Origin of the sequence: Pedobacter sp. ISL-64 (genome assembly GCF_018613605.1) — a bacterium.
Lineage (GTDB): Bacteria > Bacteroidota > Bacteroidia > Sphingobacteriales > Sphingobacteriaceae > Pedobacter.
The window spans coordinates 1-23,348 of the sequence record NZ_JAGGPU010000008.1 but is presented as its reverse complement, the minus strand read 5'-3'; the positions used below and the strand labels follow the sequence as shown (position 1 = coordinate 23,348).

26 protein-coding genes are annotated in these 23,348 nt (G+C 37.7%); 14 read left to right on the top strand and 12 right to left on the bottom strand.

Going from position 1 to position 23,348, the window contains the following annotated elements; all coding sequences use genetic code 11:
* Positions 1 to 37 precede the first annotated feature (37 nt).
* Positions 38 to 541 (top strand): YMGG-like glycine zipper-containing protein, encoded by a 504-nt coding sequence (locus J7E57_RS11960; protein ID WP_215128722.1) that lies wholly within the window; start codon positions 38 to 40, stop codon positions 539 to 541.
* A 183-nt stretch (positions 542 to 724) separates the two neighbouring features.
* Positions 725 to 928: a Dabb family protein gene (locus tag J7E57_RS27470; RefSeq protein ID WP_215129187.1), complete on the top strand. Its 204-nt coding sequence runs from the start codon at positions 725 to 727 to the stop codon at positions 926 to 928.
* Positions 929 to 1,373: 445 nt separating this feature from the next.
* Here the strand turns inward: J7E57_RS27470 and J7E57_RS11950 are convergent, their stop codons facing one another.
* Both J7E57_RS11950 and J7E57_RS11945 read right to left on the bottom strand, forming a co-directional pair.
* Complete coding sequence (locus tag J7E57_RS11950) at positions 1,374 to 1,625, bottom strand: hypothetical protein (RefSeq protein ID WP_057934688.1); 252 nt, start codon at positions 1,623 to 1,625, stop codon at positions 1,374 to 1,376.
* Positions 1,626 to 1,642: 17 nt separating this feature from the next.
* Positions 1,643 to 2,332 carry a DUF3291 domain-containing protein gene (locus J7E57_RS11945; RefSeq protein WP_215128721.1) on the bottom strand — a complete coding sequence of 230 codons (690 nt, stop codon included), beginning with the start codon at positions 2,330 to 2,332 and terminating at the stop codon, positions 1,643 to 1,645.
* A gap of 132 nt (positions 2,333 to 2,464) precedes the next feature.
* On the opposite strand from J7E57_RS11945, the gene J7E57_RS11940 reads away from it, so the two are divergent.
* From J7E57_RS11940 to J7E57_RS11910, 7 genes are all read left to right on the top strand, one after another.
* Positions 2,465 to 2,944 (top strand): GAF domain-containing protein, encoded by a 480-nt coding sequence (locus tag J7E57_RS11940; protein ID WP_215128719.1) that lies wholly within the window; start codon positions 2,465 to 2,467, stop codon positions 2,942 to 2,944.
* A gap of 13 nt (positions 2,945 to 2,957) precedes the next feature.
* The gene (locus tag J7E57_RS11935) at positions 2,958 to 3,563 is read left to right on the top strand and encodes a DNA-3-methyladenine glycosylase (RefSeq protein ID WP_215128717.1); all 606 of its coding nucleotides are present in this window, start codon (positions 2,958 to 2,960) and stop codon (positions 3,561 to 3,563) included.
* A gap of 64 nt (positions 3,564 to 3,627) precedes the next feature.
* Positions 3,628 to 4,917 carry a kynureninase gene (kynU, locus tag J7E57_RS11930; protein WP_215128715.1) on the top strand — a complete coding sequence of 430 codons (1,290 nt, stop codon included), beginning with the start codon at positions 3,628 to 3,630 and terminating at the stop codon, positions 4,915 to 4,917.
* Between the two features lie 32 nt (positions 4,918 to 4,949).
* Positions 4,950 to 5,810, top strand: coding sequence for a bestrophin family protein (locus J7E57_RS11925; RefSeq protein ID WP_215128713.1), 861 nt, complete (start codon positions 4,950 to 4,952; stop codon positions 5,808 to 5,810).
* Complete coding sequence (locus tag J7E57_RS11920; RefSeq protein ID WP_215128711.1) at positions 5,810 to 6,712, top strand: histone deacetylase; 903 nt, start codon at positions 5,810 to 5,812, stop codon at positions 6,710 to 6,712. Before J7E57_RS11925 ends, J7E57_RS11920 begins: the two co-directional genes overlap by 1 nt.
* Positions 6,713 to 6,753: 41 nt before the next feature.
* Positions 6,754 to 7,437: a pseudouridine synthase gene (locus J7E57_RS11915; RefSeq protein ID WP_215128709.1), complete on the top strand. Its 684-nt coding sequence runs from the start codon at positions 6,754 to 6,756 to the stop codon at positions 7,435 to 7,437.
* A gap of 38 nt (positions 7,438 to 7,475) precedes the next feature.
* Positions 7,476 to 8,210: a hypothetical protein gene (locus J7E57_RS11910; protein ID WP_215128707.1), complete on the top strand. Its 735-nt coding sequence runs from the start codon at positions 7,476 to 7,478 to the stop codon at positions 8,208 to 8,210.
* Between the two features lie 410 nt (positions 8,211 to 8,620).
* On the opposite strand, the gene J7E57_RS11905 is transcribed toward J7E57_RS11910, so the two are convergent.
* From J7E57_RS11905 to J7E57_RS11890, 4 genes are read right to left on the bottom strand one after another with little or no spacing between them, the layout of a single operon-like run.
* Complete coding sequence (locus tag J7E57_RS11905; protein WP_215128705.1) at positions 8,621 to 9,985, bottom strand: MATE family efflux transporter; 1,365 nt, start codon at positions 9,983 to 9,985, stop codon at positions 8,621 to 8,623.
* Between the two features lie 58 nt (positions 9,986 to 10,043).
* Positions 10,044 to 11,237 carry a serine hydrolase domain-containing protein gene (locus J7E57_RS11900; RefSeq protein ID WP_215128703.1) on the bottom strand — a complete coding sequence of 398 codons (1,194 nt, stop codon included), beginning with the start codon at positions 11,235 to 11,237 and terminating at the stop codon, positions 10,044 to 10,046.
* Between the two features lie 28 nt (positions 11,238 to 11,265).
* Positions 11,266 to 11,895, bottom strand: coding sequence for a helix-turn-helix domain-containing protein (locus tag J7E57_RS11895; RefSeq protein ID WP_215128701.1), 630 nt, complete (start codon positions 11,893 to 11,895; stop codon positions 11,266 to 11,268).
* A gap of 11 nt (positions 11,896 to 11,906) precedes the next feature.
* Complete coding sequence (locus J7E57_RS11890) at positions 11,907 to 12,392, bottom strand: DUF4442 domain-containing protein (protein WP_215129185.1); 486 nt, start codon at positions 12,390 to 12,392, stop codon at positions 11,907 to 11,909.
* Between the two features lie 80 nt (positions 12,393 to 12,472).
* On the opposite strand from J7E57_RS11890, the gene J7E57_RS11885 reads away from it, so the two are divergent.
* The 5 genes from J7E57_RS11885 to J7E57_RS11865 all read left to right on the top strand — a co-directional run bounded on the left by J7E57_RS11885 (position 12,473) and on the right by J7E57_RS11865 (position 15,797).
* Positions 12,473 to 12,769: a phosphoribosylpyrophosphate synthetase gene (locus J7E57_RS11885; RefSeq protein WP_215128699.1), complete on the top strand. Its 297-nt coding sequence runs from the start codon at positions 12,473 to 12,475 to the stop codon at positions 12,767 to 12,769.
* A gap of 127 nt (positions 12,770 to 12,896) precedes the next feature.
* The gene (locus J7E57_RS11880; RefSeq protein ID WP_215128697.1) at positions 12,897 to 13,118 is read left to right on the top strand and encodes a coproporphyrinogen III oxidase; all 222 of its coding nucleotides are present in this window, start codon (positions 12,897 to 12,899) and stop codon (positions 13,116 to 13,118) included.
* A gap of 102 nt (positions 13,119 to 13,220) precedes the next feature.
* Positions 13,221 to 14,453, top strand: a complete 1,233-nt coding sequence (locus tag J7E57_RS11875) for an MFS transporter (protein WP_215128695.1) — start codon at positions 13,221 to 13,223, stop codon at positions 14,451 to 14,453.
* 84 nt (positions 14,454 to 14,537) lie between these two features.
* Positions 14,538 to 15,452, top strand: a complete 915-nt coding sequence (hemF, locus tag J7E57_RS11870) for an oxygen-dependent coproporphyrinogen oxidase (protein WP_410522685.1) — start codon at positions 14,538 to 14,540, stop codon at positions 15,450 to 15,452.
* Positions 15,453 to 15,797: a hypothetical protein gene (locus J7E57_RS11865; RefSeq protein ID WP_215128693.1), complete on the top strand. Its 345-nt coding sequence runs from the start codon at positions 15,453 to 15,455 to the stop codon at positions 15,795 to 15,797.
* A gap of 8 nt (positions 15,798 to 15,805) precedes the next feature.
* Here the strand turns inward: J7E57_RS11865 and J7E57_RS27465 are convergent, their stop codons facing one another.
* From J7E57_RS27465 to gyrA, 6 genes are all read right to left on the bottom strand, one after another.
* On the bottom strand, positions 15,806 to 15,961 hold the full coding sequence (locus J7E57_RS27465; protein WP_410522686.1) for a PLDc N-terminal domain-containing protein: 156 nt from the start codon (positions 15,959 to 15,961) through the stop codon (positions 15,806 to 15,808).
* 62 nt (positions 15,962 to 16,023) lie between these two features.
* The gene (locus J7E57_RS11855; RefSeq protein ID WP_215128689.1) at positions 16,024 to 16,725 is read right to left on the bottom strand and encodes an endonuclease V; all 702 of its coding nucleotides are present in this window, start codon (positions 16,723 to 16,725) and stop codon (positions 16,024 to 16,026) included.
* Positions 16,726 to 16,733: 8 nt separating this feature from the next.
* Positions 16,734 to 18,008, bottom strand: a complete 1,275-nt coding sequence (locus J7E57_RS11850; RefSeq protein WP_215164987.1) for an alpha/beta hydrolase — start codon at positions 18,006 to 18,008, stop codon at positions 16,734 to 16,736.
* Positions 18,009 to 18,102: 94 nt separating this feature from the next.
* Positions 18,103 to 19,248: a tetratricopeptide repeat protein gene (locus J7E57_RS11845; protein WP_215128684.1), complete on the bottom strand. Its 1,146-nt coding sequence runs from the start codon at positions 19,246 to 19,248 to the stop codon at positions 18,103 to 18,105.
* 99 nt (positions 19,249 to 19,347) lie between these two features.
* On the bottom strand, positions 19,348 to 20,436 hold the full coding sequence (locus J7E57_RS11840; RefSeq protein ID WP_215128682.1) for a tetratricopeptide repeat protein: 1,089 nt from the start codon (positions 20,434 to 20,436) through the stop codon (positions 19,348 to 19,350).
* Positions 20,437 to 20,462: 26 nt separating this feature from the next.
* Positions 20,463 to 23,054 (bottom strand): DNA gyrase subunit A, encoded by a 2,592-nt coding sequence (gene gyrA / locus J7E57_RS11835; protein WP_215128680.1) that lies wholly within the window; start codon positions 23,052 to 23,054, stop codon positions 20,463 to 20,465.
* Positions 23,055 to 23,348 lie beyond the last annotated feature (294 nt).

The window sequence follows — 23,348 nt, the reverse complement described above, 5'->3', positions numbered from 1 at the left end:
TTAGGAAGCTAAATGAGAATCATATTAAATTAGAATTATGAAAAAGATATTAATAGTAATCGCGTTGAGTACTTCTGTTTTGTTTGCATGTAACAATAAAGCAAAAGAAGAAGCCGCATTAAAACAACAAGAAGCAGAAAAACAATTGGCAATTAAAGCAGTTAAAGATAGTTTGAGGTTAGATAGCTTTAAAAAAGCCGAAGTGGCAAAAGTAGAGCAGGAAAAAGAAGCGAAACATCAGGCCGAACTGGTAGCAGCCAGAAGGGCAGGAGCTAATTCATCTAGATCCTATGCAAGCTCTGGCGGTGGTTCTAGCAGTGCCTACGGTGGTACTACACAGCCTACAGCTAAGAAAAAAGGCTGGAGTGATGCTGCTAAAGGTACCGTAATTGGTGGTGTTGGTGGCGCAGTTGCTGGTGCACTAATCGATAAGAAAAAAGGCAGAGGTGCGGTTATTGGCGGATTAGTTGGAGCTGGTGGCGGTTATTTAATCGGTAGAGGTGAAGACAGAAAATCTGGCCGTGTGCAGCCTAAAAACTAAAAAAAGGTTTTTAAAGATAAAAAAGTCCCGATGTAAATCGGGACTTTTTTTGTGCCAAAAAAAATGATTTATATATTAGCAAAAAAAGAACCATGATAGAAACCCAAACCGCAGATAAAGGACAGATCCAACACTTCGTAATGTTCTGGTTAAAACCTCAACTAACCAAAACCGAGATCGCAGATTAAAACGTTAAGTTATGGCTTAGCAGCAGGTACACCTGTACGCCCTGTTACCGATAACTCTTTTACTTATTCGCTAACCATTACCTTTGCAAACATTGCAGACCATAATGCTTACCAGGAAGATAAAGTGCATTTAGATGCTGTAGAAAAATTCTCTAATAACTGGTACAGGGTAGTGGTACACGATACGGTGGTTTCTTAATAAGTTTTAGCCACTGAAACACGGAATACACGGAACATTCCATAACTCGTCATCCTGAACTTGTTTCAGGCTCTTTTCCACCCTAACATAAATGCGCTTAGATGAATCTAAATTCAGCTAAGCGCATTTTTTATTTGTCACCATAAACGCAGCCAAGAACCTTTCAGCTAAGTTCAAAGATTTCTCTCCCGAAAATTCGGGACTGCACTACAGGCGAAATGACGATTTACCCAAAACCTCCCATTTATTTGGTGAAATAAGTACTCAGAATTATATTTTGTTGATAAATTTAAAAACAAGTATATCAGTAAGTTATCTTAAATCACTTAAATAAAAACTGATATTCAGCATGTTGCTGGTAGCGTGTAACGGCTTTAAAATCAAAATATAATTTCGATAAACCATTAAATTAACTAGTAATCAGCAACTTACATAGGTTAAGTCATTAATATTGATGCCTATTATATGCAGCAGTAAAATCAGAACGCATTAGCTTAAATCGCGCCACTACGGTTTGGATAAATTCCTCATCAATAATTTCAAATACATCATTAACGCCACCTCCGCTTAGATCAAGTTCAGCGAGTTTATAACTTTGCTCAAAGGTACCCTGCTCAAACTTTACAATGTATTTTTGATTCATCGAAAAAATCGTGATCTTACATTCCGGATGCGGAAGTTCTGCTACTACTCTCATTTATTTTATATTTTTATTTATAATTCAACAGATACGCCATTAAGCGTGCCCCAGCTATCTACAATCGAGAACCGGGCAAACAACTCTTCCTTGTACCATTCGCGCTCCCTGGTAAGTTTAATCACATCCGAATGATCAAAAGATCTGTAAGCATAGTTTTTCATGCTATCAGCATCGGCCCAGATTGAAAAGGTAGCCTGATCGAAAAATGGATTTTCGCCAATACCTGCCGACAAGATAAAACCCGGAGCGGTGCGCATGGCATCAGCTGCTCTTTTAATATTCCGCCTAAACTCTTTTAACTTATTAAATTTAATTGCCGCCCTTGTAATTACAGCAATCTTACCCGTATGGGTATTACTTGTTTTATCGGATCTAAATGGCTCTACTCCTGACCATAAGCCATGAGTGGATAAAGGGTTTAATAAGATAGTAAAACTTTCAATCCCAAAGAAACCAAACCATTTTAGTACAAAAGAACGACGATAAAAATCATCACAATCGCTCCGGTTATCCCAGGTGGTAAGCACGGCCCAATGTTTATAATCAGGAGCTAAATCTACCTGAGCATCTTTTCCGCTCCCCATTAACTTCCAGAACCTGCATCTCTTATTTAACCACAATGGCAAACGTAAAACAGCCATCCCTACAAATGCAAAAGGAACTGTAAGGCCAGGGAATTTGGTAATGGTTAAGGCTACAATCATAAACTCACGGTTAATGATGCCAAAACTAAGGATTTTAAGAATAGATTGTCATTCAAATTTTCGTCATTAAAATTCACTATTACCTTAGATCTCACAAATCATAATTAACTTTGATTATAGAAATAAAAAAAAATGGCAGAAGACTTAACCATCACCAGAAATACATCAAAGGAAGAGCAATATCAATCGATCATCCCTCAGATAGACGCTTTACTTTACGGCGAAACCGATTTTATTGCAAACCTTGCAAACGTTGCAGCAGCACTTAAAGAACAGTTTAACTGGTTTTGGGTAGGTTTCTATCTGGTAAAGCAAGGTGAACTGGTATTGGGCCCATTTCAAGGGCCGGTAGCCTGTACACGGATTAAAAAAGGAAAAGGGGTATGTGGAGCCTCTTGGCAACAGGTAGAAACCATTATTGTTCCAGATGTTGAAGAGTTTCCTGGTCACATTGCCTGTGCATCTGCTTCTAAATCAGAAATTGTTTTACCATTAATTGTTAATGGTGAAGTGATAGGCATTTTAGATGTAGACAGCGAAGTGTTAAATAAATTCGATGAAACAGATAAAACTTATTTAGAGCAAGTTATATCAATTATATTAAACAGATAGTTAAAGTAAGATATTGAAACTAAAAGAAGAATATTATCTAAATGAAGACGTGGTTAGCCTGGCTAAAGATCTGTTAGGCAAAATACTCTATACCAAAATTGACAACGAAATCACCGCAGGCATCATCGTCGAAACCGAAGCTTATTTTGGTGTAAAGGATAAAGCTTCGCATGCTTACGGCGGCCGCAGAACCAACCGAACAGAAACGATGTATAGCAATGGAGGCATTGCCTATGTATATCTTTGTTATGGCATGCACAACCTCTTCAATATTGTAAGTTCGAAAGAAAACGATCCACATGCTGTTTTAATTAGAGGTATAGAACCTTTGGTTGGTATCGACATTATTGAGCAAAGAAGAAATATGCCGCACACAAAGGGTGCTATTTCGGCTGGCCCGGGGTCTGCCGCAAAAGCACTGGGAATAGACAGAACTTTTAACGCCAAAAATCTAACTGGAGATGAAATCTGGATCGAAGATCATGCTATCCGCTATCAAGATGAAAATATTGCCGCTACACCTCGCGTAGGCATCGCATACGCAAAAGAGCATGCTTTATTACCGTGGCGGTTCTTTGTAAAGGGCAATAAATACGTGAGCAAACCAAACAAGGTTTAATAAAATAACATAAATTGAAAAGCAGGTTTGGAAACAATACCTGCTTTTTTGTAATATTGAGGCAATGAATTTTGAAAATAACTTATTATTCGCACAAACACAAGACGACACCGACCAGCTACGTGATTTCAGGTCTCAGTTCTTATTCCCAAATCACAACGGAAATGATTTTATTTACCTGTGTGGTAATTCGTTAGGGCTTCAACCTAAAGTAGCCGGTGAAGTTTTAAAAAATCAGCTTAACAACTGGGCCAACTACGCAGTAGAGGGCTGGTTCGACGGAAACGAACCCTGGATGTTCTACCACAAGGCACTCAAAAAGTTAATGGCCCCGATTGTTGGCGCATTACAATCGGAAGTATGCCCAATGAATACCCTAACCGTAAACCTGCATTTATTAATGGTTAGTTTCTATCAGCCCAAAGGCAAACGCTTTAAAATCATCATGGAAGGCGGTGCATTCCCATCCGATCAATACGCAATAGAAAGCCAGGTAAGGTTTCACGGTTTCGACCCAAAAGAAGCGATTATAGAGGTTTTTCCTAAAGAAGGCGAGGAAATACTCCATACCGAAGATATCATAGCTAAAATCAAAGAAAATGCGGATGAAATCGCTTTGGTTTTATTTGGCGGGATAAATTATTACACGGGACAATGGTACGATATGGAAACCATTACAAAGGCAGGGCATGAAATCGGCGCAATTGTAGGCTGGGATCTGGCGCATGCCGCAGGCAATGTTCCTGTAAAACTTCACGATTGGGGTGTTGATTTTGCCTGCTGGTGCTCATACAAATATCAAAATTCTGGTCCGGGGGGGATAAGCGGAATCTTTGTTCACGAAAAACATTTCAGCAATACCGAATTGAACCGCTTTGCAGGATGGTGGGGTTATCAGGAAAGTAAACGTTTTAAAATGGAAAAAGGCTTTATTCCAGAAGCCGGGGCAGACGGCTGGCAGGTAAGTTGCACACAGGTAATGCCAATGGCTTTATATCATGCATCGCTTCAGATTTTCGAACAAGCAGGCTTTATTGAACCATTAAGAAGCAAAAGTATTAGTTTAACTGCATATCTTGAATTTATTATAAATGAAGTGAATAAGGAGTTAGGCATAATGCAATATAAAATCATCACACCTAAAGTAGATAAAGATAGAGGTGCCCAGTTATCCATCATCGCTCAGCAAAATGGTAAACAGATTTTTGATGGCTTAATGGCAAACCACGTACTTGGTGATTGGCGCGAACCTAATGTGATCCGCTTAAGCGCAGTCCCTCTTTATAACTCTTTCGAAGATGTTTATTTGGCTGGGCAAGCACTTTTAAAAGTAAGTAAAGAGGTTTTACGATAAGAAAGAGGCTCATCAAATAAAAACGCAATAAGATGATCAATTACAACCCTAAAGATTGGAGTACCTTCATTTTTCACATCCACAAAAGCGACACTTTTAGAAAACTGTGGCCATTAATGCTTGCAGTAGCTGTTTTTTCTGGTTTGGTGGCATTTGCAGAGCTCAATTTTTTTCAACTTTCTAAAAGCAGCTATGTGACCAATATTGGCATGATGCACAGCTTATTGGGCTTTGTATTATCCATGCTACTCGTTTTCAGAACAAATACAGCATACGACAGGTGGTGGGAAGGAAGAAAGTTATTGGGATCGTTAACCAATGTGAGCCGCAACCTGGCCTTGAAAATAAAAGCGCTTAAATTAACAGAGGAAGATGTCCGTTTTTTTGAATACGGTATTCCTAAATATGCTTTTGCTTTAAAAGAACATTTACGCGAAAGAATGTATTTTGGTAAAAATAGTCTTTTAATAGAGGTTGAAGAAGGTAAACACGTACCAAACCAGATTGCAGGAAGCTTAATTAACAGGTTATATGAACTACTCGAAAAAGGTGCTATTTCGCAGGAACAATTTATTGTCCTTTCTGGCGATTTTAATCAATTTACCGATATCTGTGGTGCTTGCGAGCGTATTAAAAACACACCGATCCCATATTCTTACAGTGCTTTTATCAAGAAGTTCATCTTTATTTACGTAATTACTTTACCTATTGGATGGGTATTTAGTTTAGGTTATTTTGTGGTACCCATTGTTCCCTTTATTCTCTATGTATTAGCGAGTTTGGAGTTAATAGCTGAAGAAATAGAAAACCCATTTGGAGAAGATGCGAACGATCTTCCTGTGGATCAGATCTGCACGAACATTGAAAAACACGTGGAGGAAATTTTAGGCTAATGATTAAGATTGCCTGGCATCCCCTTTACGCGCATCCTTTGCCTGAAGGGCACCGTTTTCCGATGCTGAAATATGAGTTGATACCCGAACAACTTTTGCACGAAGGGACTATAGCACAGCAGAATTTATTTAGCCCAGAACCAGTTTCGGAAGATATTATACTCCTGGCTCACGAAAAAACATATTGGGAACAGCTTAGAGATTTAACACTTTCAGCAAAAGACCAAAGAAGAATAGGTTTCCCATTAAACGCGCAGCTATTAGAACGCGAGCTGCGAATTACTCAAGGTACAATCGATGCGGCCCATTTTGCAATGAGTAACGGAATTGCCTTTAATGTAGCAGGTGGCACCCATCATGCAGGCAGCAATTGGGGCGAAGGTTTTTGTTTGTTAAATGATCAGGCTGTTGCAGCTAATTACTTGTTAAATAAAAATTTAGCTAAGCGGATCTTAATTATCGATTTAGATGTGCATCAGGGAAATGGCACGGCAGAAATCTTTCAAAAGGAGCCAAGGGTGTTCACTTTTTCGATGCATGGCGATAAAAATTTTCCTTTCAGAAAAGAAATGTCAAGTCTGGATGTTCCTTTAAATGATGGTGTACAGGATGAAGAATATCTATCATCTTTAAAAGTAAATTTGAAAAAGGCATTCGAAAGGGCCAAACCTGATTTTGTATTTTATCTATCGGGGGTTGATGTGCTTTCTACCGATAAACTGGGCAAACTGGCATTAAGCAAGGCCGCATGTAAAGAACGCGACGGAATGGTGCTACAGGCCTGTAAAGATAAAAATCTGGCTGTGCAGGTGAGTATGGGCGGTGGCTACTCCATCGATATCAGAGATATTGTAGATGCGCACTGCAACACCTACCGCCTGGCTTTTGATTTATTTGGATAAGCTCATCCACAAAACCATAATATCCTTATCTTCGCGGCCATATGTTGGAGATTATTTATCAGGACGAGAATCTAATTGCAATTAACAAACCTCATGGGTTATTGGTGCATCAATCTTCCATTGCACGAGACGCCACAGAATTCGCACTTCAGTTACTAAGAAACCAGGTTGGCAAACATGTTAGTCCGGTACATAGACTAGATAGGAAGACAAGCGGAATCTTATTATTTGCTTTCGACAAAGCATCTGAAATCGCTATGCATCAGCAATTTATGAACGCTGAAACCGATAAAAAATACCTGGCTATTTTGCGTGGTTTTACACCTGATACAATGGACATTGATTATCCATTAGCCAAAGAAAACGGAACGATGCAGGATGCTTTCACTTCGTTTAGAACACTTCAAAGGGCAGAGGTAGCTGTAGCTTTTGGTAAACATCCAACCTCACGGTATTCATTGGTAGAGGCCACACCCAAAACCGGGAGGATGCATCAATTGAGAAGACACTTTAGCCATATCCTACATCCAATTATTGGCGATAGGACACATGGCTGCAACAAACAAAACAAATTCTTTAAAGCGCAATGGGATATGACAACCATGTTGCTCCATGCCTCGGAGTTAGCATTCACTCATCCCGTGACAAAAGAAAAAATCCATTTAAAAGCCGGTTTACACGATGAGTTTAAAAGAATGATGGATTTAATGAAAATGGAATCTTAGCACAATTTTTGCCATCAAAATCTGTTTATATAACATCTATGATTAAATACTTACGTTTTACACTTCCAGTTTTAGTGCTTTTCGCAGCCAGTTGTTCTTCTGTTTATATGCCAAACGTACCAAATACCCCCATGTTAAGTAAACAGGGCGAATTTAGCGGCGGCGCGCACATCTCTTTAAAAGGCAATGCCAGTGTTAATGGTGCTTATGCAGTTTCTGATCACATTGGTGTACTTTTTAGTGGTTCGAGAATGAATAGTGAAAGAAAAAGCAAGGATTTCGGACATAAACTTATTGAAATTGGGGGAGGATACTTTGATACCTTTGGCCCGGATAACAACCGGATTATTGAAGTTTATGCAGGCGTAGGGAAGGGCTGGAGTGATATTACCTTCCGCGATTATAAAGACGACATCCTCATCAGCAGCGAATTGCAGGAAGTAGATTACCGGAAAACATTTTTACAGGTTAATTACAGTTCGAAAAAGAAAAACAACCTTCGGTTATTTGGAACAGATTTCCCAATTAATTATGGTACAGCATTAAGGATTAGTCATATTAAGATGGATAGGTTCTTTTTAAACGGTGTTGTGCAGCCGAAAGAAGATAATATTTTCTTTGAACCGGTTTTCTTTACGCGTATGGCACTCAGCAAAACTTTTCAGCTACAATATACCACCAGCAGTAATATTGGCTTAAAAAATCGTAAATATATGTCTGCGGGCAATTCTATCTTCACCATTGGTGTTGTGGTTAATGTTGGGGGTAAATAAAATGAGTAAAGCTCCTTCAACAGGCAGGAGACATCATAAATATTTAACTACGTATTAATCCTCCAATTCAAAAAGATTTGTCAATCTGAGCCTGTCGAAGACCACTAACTAAGATTCTTCGCTTCGCTCAGAATGAGAATTACCTACCAAAGCCTTCGTTTTATTCTGAAAACGCATAGATAATAGAATCCGTTAACTTTTCATTTCCCTGGTTGTAGATTCTTCTATCAACATCGGATTTTACCTGCACAAACCTTTCATTATAAGCCCGATAGCAGTGGATGCCGATTGTTTACCGAAAAAGTCGGCACTGAATCAGCATCGGCTGGAACGGATAGCGGGACTACTGCATCCCATAAAACACTGGCATTCATTTCCAAAACCTGATGGCGCTAAAAACGTAATCAAAATTATAACCCACCTGCCTTCAAAGCCTTCGTTTTATTCTGAAAACGCATAAACAACAGGATAGAAGCCGTTAATAAACCCAGGGTTAATCCATACCAGATGCCATTAACGCCTAAGTTAAAATGAAATCCTAATACATAGCCAATTGGAATACCAACTACCCAATAGGCTAAAAAGGTAATAAAAGTTGGAATATTAACATCACCAATACCACGTAAAATACCTAGGCCAACCACCTGTGTGCCATCAAACAGCTGAAAAAAGCCAGCAATAATCAATAATTGGGCAGCAATCGGAATAACAGCGTCATCTTCCGTGTAAATGAAGGGCATGATGTTATTGGCCAAAACAAAAATCACAGCGGTAACCGACATAAACAACAAAATAACATGGTAGCTGGCTATGGCAGATTTACGTAAATCGTCGAAATTTTTCTTACCAAAGTTATTTCCCGTTTTAATGGTGGCTGCTGAAGCTACACCGCTGGCAATCATATAGGTCATGGCGGCTAAACTAATTGCAATTTGATGCGCAGCCTGTTCTACGGCCCCAATTGTACCGATAAGCACTGCAGCACCGCTAAAAGCACTGATTTCGAAAGCGTATTGCATAGCAACAGGCATCCCGATTTTAGCAATCTTAATCGCCCTTATTTTATCAAAAAACGTGGCTTTAAAACTGATCAGGTATTTTTTGAAATGCTGAGAACGTAATACATAAAAACACATTACGGTGGCCATTAAAATCCTGTCGATTAAAGTACTTAACCCCACACCACTAACACCCATCGATTTAATACCGAACATACCTTTTACGAAAATGATTCCTAAAATGATGTTGATCGCATTTCCCCAGATAGAAACAAACATGGCTTGTTTGGTAAACCCTAAACCTTCAGCAAACTGTTTAAAAGTCTGGAAGATCAATAAAGGGATAATTGAAACAGATAATAGATTCAGATAAGGTTTTGCATAACGCACTACCTCGGGCGTTTGCTCCAGGTGGTCAATCACAAAAAATATCCCTAATTGAACCAGTATGTACAAAAATATCCCCACACAGATATTAATAATTAAGCTGTTTGATAAAAGCTTTCCGCATTCATCATAATTCTGACGGCCGTTTTCCTGCGCAATAAGTGGCGTTAAACCGTAGGAGATACCCAATCCGATTACGAGGATAAGCATAAATATACTGTTCACCAATGAAACAGCAGCTAATTGAATGGTATCGGTAAAATGGCCTACAATAATACTATCGGCCATGTGTACTAAGGTATGACCAACCTGTGAACCTACAATTGGCAGTGCCAAATGAAGATTTTCTTTGTAATAGGGTTTATATTTAGAGTAAATTTTAGAAAACATAAGTTTACAAAGGTCGGATTTTTAAAGCTCAAAAAACAAGCAGATTTAGATCTTATTACTATCGGTCAGGTTCCGAAAGTGAGGGTGCATATTTCTTAAGTATAGAAATGATATTGGTTTTGTCTTCCATGTAGATGTTACTCAAGAAAATGATTCCAGTATGCCTGTTAAATAAAATGTAAGTGCTTACCCCTGGGTCATCTCCATCATGGCCGATGTAACCATCCTTATAAAGATTCCAGAAAACACCCTTATTTCTTGTTTTAAGTAGCATGCCTTGAGGCACGTTGATTTCATTAAATACCGGCTTAAACATAGTTGCTACCGAGTTTTTATTGATTAAACGTGATTTATTATTGAGCGTTTTTATCATTTCGCTAACATATAAACTTAACTCGCTGGCCGAAGTCCGCAATCCACCATCAGGATAGGTGGTGAGGTGATAAAACGGAAGTGGTGTGCTTTTATCCAGATAAGGCGTGGCTTGTCTGTTATTGATTTTTTTCGGCAGAAACCAGCTGGTTTCTTTCATTCTGAGAGGATTAAAAATATATTGCGTTGTAAAATCGGCAAAAGACAGGCCTGACTTAATTTCGATAAGGTAAGCAGCCAATGCAGATCCAATATTGCTATAAGATGCACTTTTACCAGGCAAAGCTGATCCGAAATTGTCTTTAGTATACAGTTGACCGTCGGGTGTTAAGTAGCTCTTTAAAAATGTGCCCAGTGTGGTATCACGCAAATCGGAAGTATAGTTGTAACCTTTCAGTATCTGAATCAGCTTGTCGCTTTTTGCCTGACCAATAAACCGATAGGAGCGGTTCAGCGTAACTTTATTATCTAATATACCCGAAGTATGAGTAGTTAAGTATTTTATGCTTATAGTATCATTTGGCGCATTGGGATTTACCACTTTAAACGGAAGGATATCGTTAATGTTAGTTTCCAGGGTAAAATAACCCAATTCAATGGCTTTCATTAGCGCTACGGCAATAAATGTTTTGCTAACAGAGCCGATATTTTGGATGGTGTTTGTCTTAAAAGGCTGCTTTTTTTCGATATTAGCATAACCGAATCCTTTTTCATAAACGATTTTATCCTGATTTAAAATCATAACTGCGAAACCAGGTATTTCATTTTTATTTAAATAATCGGTTAATGCCGAACTCAATGAGTCCGTGTAATTTTGAGATTCTGCCTCAAAAGAAATCAACAGTATTAAAGTAGCGAGGATTAATTTGATATGTGACATTGTAAATTGAAAGTTTTTGTAAAAGGGATTAGCGCACCGCTGTAAAATATTCTTCCTTTTCAGAAGTATGCGATCTGATCACATTGGTTAAAATTAAATTAACCAATACTTTCTGGGCTTTACGGTAAGAACTGCGTAATAACTTACTGAGTTCCTTTAAAGTAATTTTTTCATTTTGCTCCAGGTATTCGAGCAGCTTTTTTTCATTTTCAGAATAGGAGATGAGCACATCATTGTTCTTATATTCCTGTTTCAACACTTCCAAAATAATCCGGCTGGCCAACACACTTTTATCGTCGATACGGATATAAGCCCACCATTTTTTTTGATCATCGAGTGCATAATGTGGCTTTGTATCGCTTTCAGGGATATTAGCCACCAGTACCAATTTATCATCAACATAAATCTCTTCGAAATAAGGCTCAATTGCCGGTTTGCAGAATTGATGTGCAGAAGTCAAAATCATATATTTCTCTTCTTCTTCTGATTTTACGCCTTTGATCGATCCATCATCAGCGACACCAATTAATAGTTTACCACCTTTGTTATTGGCAAAAGCAACCAGGCTCTTGGCAATTTTCTCGGTATTGGTAATGGTTTTCTTAAAATCGAGCATAACGCCTTCGCCCTGCAAAATTAAACTCTTAATACTCGGCATAATCTAAAAAATTAGTAAGCAACTCTAGGGGTTTCGCCCTGATGCAGGTTTCGGATATAAACTTCATTCATCACGGTAGCACACAGCCCGCCATCCTTATTGGTAATTTCCATCGGGTAGGCCTTTACAAACTTTCCAACGGTTTTTAGCGCGTGCTCTGCTTCGTTCAACATCTCATCAGTTACGGTTATGGTAAAGTATAATGTAGAACGACCAGGTTTTAAATATTGTATAGAAGCACTTTTTAGCCAAACACGGACTTTAAAGCCTCGGCGCTGCATTAACTGATCGAACAATAAGGCATAAAACGGATCTGTAGCTCCATAAATAGTACCACCAAAAATAGAACCGTTATAATTTTTATTCAAAAAACTCTTGCTCAGCTTAACCGTACAACTTCTAAATTCATTTTCAAATTTCTGAACCCAAATGCGTTGAAAAAATAGGGGTGGGTAAAAACGCATTACCCATTTCAGGGTGTTTTGAGAAATAATCATATTCACTAATATCAGAAAGTTTTATCACCTTTTAAAGTTTTGAAGATCTTGTTTTAGTAATATTTCGGTAATTTAGAATTATGCGTGTTTATGATACCATTACCGATGCTTTAACAGATTTAGATAGTCGTGGTTATAATTTAGATTTCAATTTAACGGCAGAAAGTTTAGCATGTAAATCAGTCAATTTGCTCCTGAAGCCTGAAGAATTTGAAATTGAAGAAGTGTACCGTTTCGAAGGAATGACCGACCCGGCTGATAGCGCTGTTGTTTATGCCATTTCATCAAATGTGGGAATATTGGTAGATGGTTATGGTGTATATGCGGAAAATATATCGCCAGAATTGCTGAATAAGTTAAAGATCTACAATGAATAATATATTTATTTTGTTTCACAATATACTAATAATCAGTTCGATGGGTAAAAAATAAGCAATATGAAATAAAAAAAAATAAAACCAAATGATTATAAGGTTGTTAGGTTGATAGATAACAATAAAAACTATGAAAAAAATAATCTTAAGTCTTGCTTTTGCGGGTTCTCTTATGATAGCCACATCAGCATGCAATTCGTCTAAAAATATGGCTGGTTCTTCAGACAGTACTGCGACGGATTCTACAAAAATGATGGATACGACTAAAAAGATGCCAGACACAACCTCTAAAAAAATGCCTGACACGACTAAAATGCCACCTGATACAACGAAAAAAAATCCTCCAATGTAGGGATGTAAAAGCCACTCTAAAACAAGAGTGGCTTTTATTTTAAAAATCTATTTTAAATATTTGTGTTATTGCGTACTTTCAGCGTTTAAACCAAATAATTAAATGGATCTTCAAGCAAAAGCAAACAACCGCAATGTAATTTTCTTAGTTATTGTAGCTGCTCTGGGTTACTTCGTAGATATTTACGATCTTGTTTTATTCTCTGTTGTTCGTGTTCAAAGTTTAACTGAAATTGGCGTTTCCCAGGCAAATATGCAATCTGATGGCTTTTTGATCATCAATTCTCAAATGTTCGGTCTACTTTTAGGCGGAATTTTATGGGGAATACTGGGCGATAAACTGGGAAGGATCAAAGTTCTTTTTGGTTCAATTCTTTTATATTCACTAGCCAATATTGCCAATGGTTTTGTTACATCGGTTAACAGCTACGCCATCATCAGGTTTATTGCCGGTATAGGTTTAGCTGGCGAGCTTGGTGCAGGGATTACTTTGGTTGCTGAAACCATGGATAAAGAAAAACGCGGTTATGGAACCATGATTGTTGGTGCTGTAGGTTTATTGGGTGCAGCTGTTGCAGCAACTGTAGCAGCCGAATTTACCTGGCAAACCTCATACTTTGTAGGTGGTGGAATGGGCCTGGTACTGCTTTTATTGCGTGTTGGCACTTTCGAATCGGGCATGTTTAAACACGCCGCTAACCAAACAGAAGTATCAAAAGGAAATATCTTAATGCTGTTTAACAACTGGAAACGTTTTTCGAAATATCTCTACTGTATCTTAATCGGTATTCCGTTATGGTTTGTAGTGGGGATCCTGGTTACCTTAGCGCCAGAATTTGGCAAAGCTTTAGGTGCAACAGAACCACTAAAAGCTGGTACCGGCATTATGTTTACCTATTTTGGAATTGCAATAGGCGATGTGGTTACGGGGCTACTCTCTCAGGTATTAAAGTCGAGAAAAAAAACAGTCTTTATCTTCCACTTGCTTTCTGTTGCGAGTGTAGTTGTTTATTTAACCAGTTTCGGCTTAACGGGTAGCAATTTTATCTGGATCTGCTTGTTTATGGGCTTCTCTGTAGGTTATTGGGCCACATTTGTTACCATTGCATCAGAACAATTCGGCACAAACATTAGGGCTACGGTAACTACAACTGCACCTAATTTTGTTAGGGGCGCATTAATCCCTATTACATTCTTATTCGAATTTTTAACCCATAAATACGGATTAATTACTGCCGGATATTTAGTGATGGGAATCTTAACCCTGATTGCGATGTTTGGTTTGAGCCAATTAAAAGAAAGTTTCAACAAAGATTTGGATTATTTAGAAGAGTAATAAGCTTCTGACTAAAAATAATGTCAATAAAATGTACTATCTAAACATAAATCAATATAGCTGCCTGAATAGCTTTAAATTTGTATGGAAATAGAAAGAGCCATCATGTTTAAAGAAGAAGTAGCGGAACGGTATAAGCAAATTCAGGATGAAATTTGCAGGGGATTGGAAATTGCCGATGGCAAAGGAAAATTTGAAGAGGAACTTTGGGAAAGAAACGGTGGGGGAGGCGGACGCACCAGGATTATGCAAAATGGTGCAATTATCGAAAAAGGTGGCGTAAATTTCTCTGCGGTACATGGTAAATTGCCCGAAGCTGTAAAAAAAGCCTTTAATGTAAGCGAAGATGATTTTTTTGCTACCGGAGTTTCAATTGTAATTCATCCAAACCATCCACTGGTTCCGATTATCCACATGAATATCCGCTATTTCGAACTTAATGAAGAAACACGCTGGTTTGGCGGTGGTATCGATTTAACACCACATTACGTGTTCGAAAACGATGCCCGTTTTTTTCACCATAAATTGAAACAGGCTTGCGACGACTTCAGTGCTGAATTTTATCCAAAATTTAAAACACATGCCGATGATTATTTCTTCATTAAACACCGTGAAGAAACCCGTGGTATTGGCGGTATTTTTTATGATAGACTGAAGCCAGAAAACACCAATTTATCATGGGAGCAGATTTTAGATTTTTCTATTAATATTGGCGAAACATTTTTACCGATTTACACCGAATTGATTGATAGGAACCGCGATAAAGAGTTTACAGAAGCCCAGAAACAATGGCAATATCAGCGCCGTAGTCGTTATGTAGAATTTAATTTAGTTTACGACTCTGGAACAAAATTCGGCTTAGAAACCAACGGACGGATAGAATCTATTCTAATGAGTTTACCACCACAGGCTAACTGGGGTTATAATGTTCAGCCGGAAATTAATTCTGATGAATACAAAACCCAGCAGCTACTAAAAAAAGGAATTAACTGGATCTAAATGACCGAATTAAAAGAATTTGAGCGTCTGCTACTTAAAACGATAATAAAAGATAATCCAGAAAAATTCGGCTATTTATCTGAGCACTTAGATTTTATAAGGATCGAAACTACTAAAACAACCGGTACAGGTTTGTACATAAATTTTGTCTACCTAAAGGAATTTCAAGAAGAAGAATTTGAAAACGGTTTACTTAGTGCTGAAGCAAAACTAACTGCTCCGAACCTGAAAAATGAATTAACTTATTGCTTGGATGTTACGAACTGTAAAATAGATTCTCTAGAAATTTTAACCAATGAAAAAGAAAATTGGGACGGTGATTTAGAGAATTGTAGTTTGAATTAATTTCGGATTTAATTTTCGCCAAGTATTTTTTTACCAACCAAAAAATAAATTAAAGACCCAAAAAGAGGCAAGAACAATACCACATTGGTCCACATCCATTTTTGTCGTCTCTTATTGTATGGAAATTTCGAAATGTCTAAAATAACGTAAATGTTTACCAACATGATAAGCATTACAACAATAGCGAGAATTATTAAATAAGCGTTCATATGTAAATATAATCATTTTAAAACAATGTTAAAGATGGCGCCACCTCATGAAAGCCAGCTTTTCGTTTGCCAAGCCTGAAATCGTTTACTAGGTTATGAGCCAGGCGTGTTGATTCGGGGATACGATAATTTCCAACAGATTTTTTAATTGTATTTAAACTTTCTTCTTGCGTAATTAAATGTCCGGCAGAAACATAAACAGGTGCGCAATTGCGCTTTGTTCTCAATGCAAAACCAAGCATTTCGCCCGCATTATTTTTAATTTCTGCAGTACTAAATTTGACATTTTGAGGCTGATGATTTTGTCCATGTAAAAGACTTTTAGCGCAGCCAATTGTGGCTTGGTTCGCGAGAATTCCAAAATGCGAAGCAACGCCCATACGGCGTGGATGCAAAATTCCGTTTCCATCAAGAACTACAACATCAGGTTTATTGGGTATCAATTCCCAAACTTTCAATAATGCCGGAACTTCTTTAAAGCCTAAAAAACCTGCTTTATAAGGAAAACTGGTTTCGTAAGTTTCTAATGCAAATGATTTCAAAACCATTCCTGGATAAGTTAAGATCACAATTCCCGCATACATGGTTGTACTGTTTTTATTAAATGAAATATCTGCGCCAGCAATCGTACTGATTTTATCAACTGTACTGAATTTTAGTTGTTTGGCTAATTCAATTTGGTAAGCAGTAGCATCTTCGAAGCTGTAGTGGTCGTACATGGGATATCTTATTTTTGTAACTCCTGCAAGCGTAATTTAATTTCATTAGAAGTGGGATTCAATTCACTGGCCTTTTTATACGAAGCGGTAGCATTTTGTTTTTCTCCTTTCATCGCGTATGCTGCCCCCAAAGCCGTAAAGGCCTTTGACGAAGATGGATAATTGACCGTATTCATTTCCAGTATCTGTATGCCATTATCTAAGGTTTTCGGATTTTTCACCAACCATTGCGCTAGGCCGTTGAAATATGCTTCGTCAGGCAAAATTGGATACCCAAACTTTTGCGACAATCCTTTATAATGTTTCATAATAATCTCTGGATTTATCTTTTCATCACTTACCGGAGGAAGAACCCATTGACGATAGACAAATCGAAGTCCGTCATAATACGATTTAATAGGGACTGTCATGTGGCTCTCAATTGGATAGCTCGCATATTCGAAATTTAATCCTTTAATATTGCGGCTTTTGAGCAGCGAATCAAATTTTAAAACATCTTTATGAAAAGGTGATCTTGGTGAAGAACCTTCATTTCCATCACTAAAAAAAAACGTTTTTGATAAAGTTGACCCTGCTTTCAGTTTTTTATCAGCAAGTTTGAGAAGAAATTTCTGATCCCACCAGAAGGATGGGCTTACGGCAATATATGCGTTAAACATATCCGGATAATTAATCAGACAATTAATGGCTGTCAGACCTCCAAATGAATGTCCAGCTAAAATGCGGTAAGGTTGAGTTTTATAATTCGAATTAACATAGGGCAGGAGTTCTTTCTGGATGAATTGTAAAAAATGTTCATTTCCTCCGCTATTCTTATAGGGGGCGTTAGCAGTGGTATCCGGTTTCCCAGAATAGTCGAAATTGCTTTTTGACGGTGTGAGATCGCGAACACGGTCGGTATTTGTTATTCCTACAACAATCATTGGCGGGATAACATACACATCTTGTCGGCTGAGGTATTTAGAATATTCTACCATTTGCGTGAAATGATTGTCAGCATCCAGAACATAGATCACTGGATATCGTTTTTCCGAATTTACAGAATCTTTAGGTGTATAGATCAATATCTTTCGGTTTTCGTTTAAGATGCTGGAATGCATCGTTACAACTTCACCATAATCAGATTTAATTGGTTCCACTTTTTGAGCATTTGTTTTAAATGAAAAAAGCAGAATTACGCACACACACACGAATTTAAAAAGCAAGTTTTGCATAGTAGACAGCATTATTTTAGAATAAGTAACGAATAAACGCATTAAATATATAAATAACGTATAAATCAAAGCAATAATACCAATAGTAATTTGTCTTATAATTAATATTATGTTAAGTTGATTTTTCTAACACCATCCTATTCTCATAAATTAATCGATAAAATTATAGTTCTTGAAGTTTACGGTTAAGCTCCTGTACTTTGTTCGTTACTCCCTTTTTAGTGTAGATATCAATCAGCAACTGTACAGTTTTTTTATCGTTCGGGTTAATTTCATTTGCGCGCTGCAAAGCGAACTGTGCACGATTGATGAGGCCTTTATATTTTTCAGTTTTATCAACGTCATTTTTGCTCAGGGTTTCATTGGCTGTATTGATGTAAGCTAAACTCAATTGGTACAATGCATCAAAATAATTTTGATCTGTAGACAAAGCTTTATCATAGGCCAAAATAGCGGTAGCATTATTTCCACCAACCTGTTGCAGGTAACCATACAGAAAATAAAGCAGCTTATTTCCTTTTTCAACTTTTAAATTGTTTTCGATTAATCCCTGAGCTTTACTATAATTCTCGGTATCGAGTAATAGATTAATATAATCGTTTGTTAAAAAGCGGTTGAACGGATTAAGCACAAGGCCATCCTCCAAAGTTTTAATAGCGGTTTCATTTTCTGATTTCACCACATACATCTGCGCCATTTTCTGAAAAACCGATGGATTTCTAATTCCGTTTTCTTTTGCACGTTTAAAATACGTTAAAGATTCGTCATACGACTGAATATTTAATGCACAAATTGCTGTATTTAACGCCAATGTGGTGTCTGCAGGGAAATTATCACATACTTCTTTCAAATCAGCAAATGCTTCTTTAAAATCGTTATTAAAAAAAGCTTCATTACCTTTTTCCTGTTTTTTGATGAGGATATTGTGGTTAGAGGCTTTAATAAGCCCACCGTTATCATCATAACGGTCTAAAGATTTGGCTTTGGCTACAGCTTCAACAGCTGAATCGTAAAATTTATTCGCATTATTGGGATCAGTATCAACTAATGAAGCAAAAGAAGTAAGATAAGATTTAATAGACCAGGTTTCACTCCAGTTTTTAGTTTTGTTATCTTTCTCAGCTGATTCTATTGATTTTAAGCCTTCTGTAATAATCGATAACTGTTTTTTTTCATCTTCTTTATTGGCAATTGAAGCTTGTAGTTTACCAACAGCATTTCTGGCGATAAGAATTTGACTTTTTTGCGCTACAGCATTAAAAGAAACGAAAATTAAAGCGGTTAATGATATTTTAAGGCAATTCTGCATAATATAAAGAATGTGGTAAAACCGTAATAAACGATAAAAATAAACATAAAAAAAAGAGCTCCGAAATTTCAGAGCTCTTTTTTTGGATCGATCAATAAATTATTGTTTAGGCAATGCGTCTAAACGTTTCTTGATATCTTCGTAATTTTTAGTATCATTTCTAAAAGCATAGATCGTTTTCAAGGTTTCTAATGCGCCTTGATTTTTAGCATCAACCTCAAGTGCTTTCTTGTAAAAAGGAAGAGATTTATCTAACAGCGCATTCATTCTACCTGTTACTTCGTTAAATTCTTTCACTTTTTTAGGATCGATTTTATTTCTATCGGCCTGTAATTTTAAAGCCTGACTGAAATAAATGTTGCCCAATAAAACCTGATAGTTAGGGTTGTTTGGTTCTTTTGCAGCTAAAGCAACCAACATTTGCTCAGATTTGGCAGCATCACCCCTATCAATATAAATCTGGGTTTCAGTTTTAATCCAGTCGGTATTTTCAGGGAATTTAGCAGAAGCTTCTTTAATAACGGCCAAAGCAGCTGTTGTATCTTTTTGTTTAGCCAACGTGGTTGTGATAATCTCAGAATATAAATCTTTAGACTGTGGAGAATTCAAAGAGATTACTTTTTTGAATTGGCTAATCATGTTTGGATAATCCTCATTAAGTCTTGCCGCAATACCCGCATTTAGATACATAGCGGTATCGTTTGGATTAATTACTGTTGCTGCTACGAATTTTGTATAAGCAGTTTTGTAATCTTTTTTATTGTAAGCAATTACACCACCATTTCTAACTGCGTTGCTAATATTGGTTTCAGCTGAATTGATATTATCTTTTTCAGTGCCTTTGGTATCCAGTTTTTTCGCTTCAGCAATAGCTTCCTGCGCAATTTTAAGGTTGGCATCGGCATTTGCAGTGCTTGTTGAATCCAGAATTGCTGCAGAAGAAGCGAATAAAGCGCGGTACGACCATGCTTCAGGCATTACTTTAGATTTTTCATCAGCAATTGCTTTGTCGGTATGGGCCAAGCCTTTTGCTAACGCTTCAAGCTTTTTTGCCAACGGCGTTGATGCACTTGAAGAAGTTAGCTGGAATAAACCCCAGTCGTTTTTTGCCGCGGTTATTTCACTTTTCTGAGCAAATGCAGAGCTTACCGCACCTGCTAGAACTATACTTAGAAATACTCTTTTCATAATTTTTATTCTAATCTTATTTTTAGTTAATTTTCTTCTTCTGTTTCGTTATCCGATTCGCCTTCTTCTTCAGTATCATCTGCCTCGGGAGTAGTATCTGCTTCTACTTCTTCGCCGTCTGTAACTACAACATCTGTTAAATCTACTGTTTCTTCTTCGTCTTCTTCGTGATCGATTTTAGTTACCGATGCAATCTCGTCATCACCTTTTAACGAGATCAAACGAACCCCTTGTGTGGCACGGCCCATTACCCTTAATGCTGATACCGGAATTCTGATCACAATACCTGAACGGTTAATGATCATCAAATCTTCGCTATCTGTAACGTCTTTTATAGAAACTAATTGTCCCGTTTTTTCAGTAACATTAATTGTTTTTACCCCTTTACCACCACGGTTAGTTACACGGTAATCTTCAATATCGGTACGTTTACCGTATCCTTTTTCTGATACTACTAACACCGTAACTTCAGGATTGTTTACAGCAATCATGCCAACAACTTCATCCTGATCGTGTGCAAGCCTAACACCGCGTACGCCGGTAGCTGTTCTACCCATCGGACGAACCGTACTTTCGTTGAAACGGATTGCTCTACCAGAACGCAATGCCATTACAATTTCGCTTTGTCCGTTAGTTAAACAAGCTTCTAATAATACATCACCATCATTAATATTGATGGCATTAATACCATTTACACGTGGACGTGAATAGGCTTCAAGAGAAGTTTTCTTAATGGTACCTTTTTTAGTACACATAATAATGAAATTGTTCTCTAAATATTCCTGATCTTTCAGGTTTTTAACCTTAATGTAGGCTTTAATTTTTTCCTCTTTCGGGATATTGATAATATTCTGGATCGCTCTTCCTTTACTGGTTCGTGAACCTTCTGGAATTTCGTAAACCCTCAACCAGAAACACCTTCCGGCTTCGGTAAAGAACAACATATAATTGTGGTTTGTGGCCACAAGCATGTGTTCGATAAAATCTTCGTTTCTTGAGTTACTGCCTTTAGATCCTTTTCCGCCTCTACCCTGTGCTCTAAATTCGGTTGCCGGCGTACGTTTTACGTAACCTTCGTGAGAGATGGTGATGACCACTTCTTCATCATCGATGAAATCTTCCATGCTCATGTCTTCGGCTGAGTGAACGATAGTTGTTCTACGCTCATCACCAAATTTCTGACGTATTTCTGCTAACTCATCTTTGATGATCTGCATACGCAAACCTTCATCTGCTAAGATAGATTTTAAATGCTCGATGGTTTTCATTAACTCTGCATACTCTTCTTTGATCTTATCGCGCTCTAGTCCTGTTAAACGACGAAGCGTCATATCCAAAATCGCACGTGCCTGAAGATCGCTCAGGCCGAATTTTTCCATCAAGCCTAAACGGGCATCTTCAGGGGTTTCGGAAGCACGGATTAATTTAATTACTTCATCTAAATGATCTAAAGCAATTAAATAACCTTCTAAAATGTGTGCACGTTTTTCGGCTTCTGCCAATTCGTAACGGGTACGGCGAACAACCACATCATGGCGGTGATCCACAAAATGCACGATTAAATCTTTAAGATTTAACATTTGTGGACGGCCTTTTACCAGTGCAATATTATTTACACTGAACGAAGTTTGTAATGCAGTATATTTATATAGGTTGTTTAAAACGATAGAAGCATTTGCATCACGTTTAATTTCGTAAACGATACGGATACCATCTTTGTTCGATTCGTCTTTAATGTTCGAAATACCTTCAAGTTTTTTCTCGCCAACCAATTCAGCAGTACGCTCAATCATCTGCGCTTTGTTAACCTGGTAAGGAATTTCGGTAACAATAATTACCTCGCGGTCTTTAATATTCTCGATTTCGGCTTTTGCACGCATTACAATACGGCCACGACCTGTTTCGAAAGCTTCTTTTACCCCCGTATAACCATAAATAATACCACCGGTAGGGAAATCCGGAGCTTTTACAAACTTCATCAATTCCTCGATCGTAATATCTCTATTATCGATATAGCTTACCACACCATCAATTACTTCGGTTAAGTTGTGAGGTGCCATATTGGTGGCCATACCTACCGCAATACCAGAAGATCCGTTAACCAATAAGTTCGGGATTTTTGCGGGTAAAACAGTTGGTTCTTGTAAGGTATCATCAAAGTTTAACTGAAAATCTACAGTATCTTTATTGATATCAGCAAGCATTTCTTCAGCAATTTTCGAAAAACGTGCCTCAGTATAACGCATTGCAGCCGGAGAGTCACCATCAATGTGACCAAAGTTTCCTTGTCCATCAACCATCGGGTAACGTAAGCTCCAATCCTGAGCCATACGAACCATGGTGAAATATACAGATGCATCACCATGTGGGTGATACTTACCTAAAACCTCCCCTACAATACGGGCAGATTTTTTATGTGGTTTATTACTGGTTACACCAAGATCGAGCATACCATATAAAACGCGGCGGTGTACCGGTTTCAATCCATCACGTACATCAGGCAAAGCCCTCGATACGATTACCGACATTGAGTAATCAATGTAGGCCGATTTCATCTGCTCCTCTATATTAATTTGAATGATTTTGTCGTTCTGCTGATTTTCTAAATCTTCTGCCATAAATTATTATTCTCGCTACTTAAAACGATATTAAAAAGGGTATTACTATAACCTTGCGAATTTAACAAAATTTAGCCGAATTAAGGCATTGTGGAAAAGTTTTGACCTTTGCTATAGGTTTTTTATTCCCGATGGGATTTTAATTTATTGAGGGCCAGTTTAACGAGTTTACAGCATTTACAAAAAAAATGGGTTGTAAGTTTTTTGTAAATGTGAGGTTCTATTTCAGTGGCGGTCTGCGGTCCTGCTATCGCTGCAAGTCCTCACTCGTACCTGGACTGCCCCCAAAAAGTT